This is a genomic window from Acinetobacter sp. 22323, assembly GCF_052044895.1.
GTDB lineage: Bacteria > Pseudomonadota > Gammaproteobacteria > Pseudomonadales > Moraxellaceae > Acinetobacter > Acinetobacter schindleri.
The window spans coordinates 1-3,755 of record NZ_JBQEOL010000041.1; the positions used below are offsets into that span (position 1 = coordinate 1).

Genomic DNA, 3,755 nt, shown 5'->3' on the forward strand with positions numbered 1-3,755 from the left:
TTTCTAGGACGAGTATTCAGTGACATGGCAACTTGATTTAAATAATGCTGATCTGCCTGATTTAAATCAATCCCTTTAGGTAAATATTGCCTAATTAAACCATTCATATTTTCGCATGTGCCTTTTTGCCAAGGTGAATGTGGGTCACAGAAATATACATCTATGCCTAAATCTTCTTCGAGTATTTTATGTTCTGACATCTCGCGTCCACGGTCATAGGTCAACGTTTTACGCAGTTCTGCAGGTAAATATTTCAGAGCTTCAGTTAAAGCCTTGCGCACTGATTCTGCCTTTGCATCAGGTAATGTTGCCAAGATACAGAGCCGTGTATTTCGTTCAATAAGTGTTGCTATCGAACTTTTATTGTCTTTACCTTTAATTAAATCAGCTTCCCAATGACCCGGTATTTTTCTTTCTTGAACTTCGGCTGGGCGCTCATGAATAGTTTTAATATCCTGTAATATAGAATCTTTTTTAGGTTCACCGTTAGCTTTTCGCTTTTTATTTTCATGACGCAGACAGGATAATAAGTCTTTTTTCAACTCACCCTTTGGTAATGCTCGTATCGTTGAATAAATCGTTGTATGGCTTACATTCATTGTTTGATCCAAATCAGGAAATGTCTTTAAACGCTTTGCTATTTGCTGAGGAGACCATAAACAACGGATCGCTTCAACAATAAATTTCCAGAGGATTGAATCGATTTTGAGTTTTCTGTGACCACGTCTACGTCTAGCGAAGGTGTTATCAGAAGCATATCGAGCTTGATAAACGTCATTGATGCTATTTCTTTTAAGCTCACGATAGATCGTACTAGGATGTCTTTTAATGAGTTCAGCAAATTTTCTGGCTGAAAAGCCTTCTTTTCTTGACTCAAGCATTAATGCAGTACGATCTTCAAAGTTAAGATGATGGTATGACAATTTTATATACTCCATAAACCCTTTAAATTAATTAGGTGGTTTATGTCGCACTTCAAGTTTTACTCTGCCATGTATTGAAATCAAATGACATCCAAATCAGCATGGATGGTAAAGGTCGATGGGTTGATAATGTGATGGTTGAACGATTATGGCGGAGCGTTAAATATGAAGAGGTGTATCTCAAAGCCTACAGCAATGTTTTGGATGCGAAGAAGCAATTAAACGCATATTTTGAATTTTATAATTTGAAACGACCTCATTCGAGTCTGGACAAAATGACTCCAGATGAGTTTTACTATGACCAGCTACCACAACAAAATAAGGTAGCTTAACTAGAGCAGAGTATCACTTATAAATAAGCTTTTAGTTGTTCAAACATGTGGGACCACCTCTATTTAAAAAAAGGAAAGAAGATGAAAATTAAGTTTTTAACAGTTTCATTGATGCTTATTCTGCCATTTTCTGTTTTTGCAGCAAATACTGTAGTAGAAAAAGCGGTCATTGAATCAAATAATACATATAAGGCGAAGTATAACTTAGAGGATATGACTGAGTTTAATCAGGCTCAAAAGGGCTTTATTGCCAAGCCAACAGGTCAAATTAAAAGTGAGAAAGGCAATGTTATCTGGGATTTTGATGCATTTAGTTTTTTACAAGATCAAGCACCAAATACCGTTAATCCCACTCTATGGCGACAAGCAAAATTAAACAACAATGTTGGGCTATTTAAAGTAACAGATCGAGTTTGGCAAATTCGTGGTTTTGATTTGGCAAATATGACCATCATTCAGGGTGATACTGGCTGGATTATTGTGGATACATTAACCTCTAAAGAAACGGCTGAAGCAGCACTTAAATTTGCTAGACAGCATTTAGGTGAGCAAAAAATTTCAGCCATTATCTTTACCCATAGCCATATCGATCATTTTGGTGGTGCATTAGGCGTTCTTTCTAGCGAAGAAATTAACGCTAGAAAAACTCCAATTATTGCGCCAAAAGGCTTTATGGAAGAAGCGACCAGTGAAAATGTGATGGCAGGTTCAGCCATGATACGTCGTGCGACTTATATGTATGGAACTTTTCTACCTAAAAATGCGGAAGGATTGGTGGATACAGGTTTAGGTAAGGCTGTTGCTGTGGGAAAAATGGGCATCCTTGAGCCTACACAACTGATCACTCAACCAGAACAGAAAATGACGGTTGATGGCTTGGATTTTGTGTTTTATAACGTGCCGGGTTCAGAAGCACCAGCAGAATTAACGTTCTCTATCCCATCATTGAAACTTTATAACGGCGCAGAAATTCTATCTCATACCATGCATAATCTTTATACCCTTCGGGGTGCTAAAGTCCGTGATGCCTTAAAATGGGTGGGCTATCTAGACCAAGCAATGCAGCATGCCAAAGCATCCGATGTATTGATTGCACAGCATCATTGGCCTGTCTGGGGCAATGACAATATTCAAGATTTTATTAAAACCCAGCGAGATGTTTATAAGTTCACGCATGATCAGACGGTGAGATATATGAACTCTGGTTTTAATGGCGCTGAAATTGCCGAAAAAATTAAGCTTCCAGCGGCACTTGATCAAAAACTATATGCTCATGGCTATTATGGAACCCTAAAACATAATGTAAAAGCAGTATACCAATATTATATGGGATGGTTCGATGCCCATCCTTCCAATTTAGATCCATTACCCCCTAAAGCTGTTGCAAAAAAATATATTGAGTTAGCAGGTGGGGAGAACAATGCATTGAAAAATGCGCGGGATGCCTACGCTCAAGCTGACTATAGATGGGCTGCCGAGATTTTAAAACATATTGTGTTGAATAACCCTCAAAACCAACAAGCAAAAGACTTATTGGCGAATACTTATCGTCAATTGGGCTATGCTGCTGAGGCTTCAACTTGGCGTAATTTCTTTTTGGTGGGCGCTCAAGAGCTACAAAATAATGTACCCCTACAAAATACTTCTGATCCGAGTGATTTATTGATTCATACACCAACTGAAAGATTTCTTGAAGCTATGGCGACAAATTTAGATGTGGAAAATTTAAAAAATGAAAACCAGTGTATCAATCTGGTTTTGTCGGATACCAAAGAGCATTTTTCATTATGGGTTGAAAACTCAGTCATGCAGTTTAAGCGTTATGATGAAAGTAAAGATTTGGCATTGGATTGCCCTACATTAACCTTAACCAAGCCCTTATATCTAAAAATGATTACAGGTCAAATAGAAGGGGTAAAAGTCCTGCTTTCTAAAGACAGTAAAGTCAAAGGTAATCCACTGAAAATTGGAAAATTCTTTGCAATGTTTAAACGTCCAGATTCAATTTTCCCGATTGTGACTCGACCAAATGGCTAAGCTCAAATAAGTAAAGTCGAAACTTAAATTAATAGATCCAAAGAAATGGGTGAAATTATCAACTTGGTTCTCCCAATCTTATAACAGGAATACAAGAAATTATTTCTTGTATTCCTCTTTAAAATTAAAAGTAAGCTATATGTATTTTAACTCTATTGATACTTTATTAAATGGTTTTTGAATTTTTATACTTTATTTTCGATGGAGATATTTTTATTAGTAGCTTGTTTAAAAAAGATTTGTTTATTTTTCTATTAATTGCTTCTAAATAATAACTTCAATATTTTTGTGGTTAAAAGGCAAGGGGGTATTATGATGTGTTTTTTATTGAAAATAAGCTTTTATATTAGGGCGAATTCAAACATGAGGTGCGACAGTTTGAAAAGTCTTATGATAATCAACAAGCTGAGCAAATTTCTCTAATGGTGTAAGCCAATCTAACGCTTTTCTAGGACGAGTATTC

2 protein-coding genes and 2 pseudogenes are annotated in these 3,755 nt (G+C 36.5%); 2 read left to right on the top strand and 2 right to left on the bottom strand.

Annotated features, from left to right (window positions below; all coding sequences use genetic code 11):
• Positions 1-938: IS30-like element ISAba125 family transposase (locus ACTJIX_RS14720; RefSeq protein ID WP_079396101.1), on the bottom strand; the 938-nt coding region annotated here is incomplete at its 3' end.
• A 56-nt stretch (positions 939-994) separates the two neighbouring features.
• Between ACTJIX_RS14720 and ACTJIX_RS14725 the strand changes: the two are divergent.
• Together ACTJIX_RS14725 and ACTJIX_RS14730 are read left to right on the top strand one after the other, a co-directional pair.
• A pseudogene (locus tag ACTJIX_RS14725) lies at positions 995-1,255 on the top strand (integrase core domain-containing protein); the annotation flags it as partial.
• 81 nt (positions 1,256-1,336) lie between these two features.
• Entirely contained in the window at positions 1,337-3,292 is a 1,956-nt protein-coding gene (locus ACTJIX_RS14730) for an alkyl/aryl-sulfatase (protein WP_000693745.1), read from the top strand.
• A gap of 357 nt (positions 3,293-3,649) precedes the next feature.
• Here the strand turns inward: ACTJIX_RS14730 and ACTJIX_RS14735 are convergent.
• Positions 3,650-3,755 (bottom strand): annotated as a pseudogene (locus ACTJIX_RS14735) (IS30 family transposase); the annotation flags it as partial.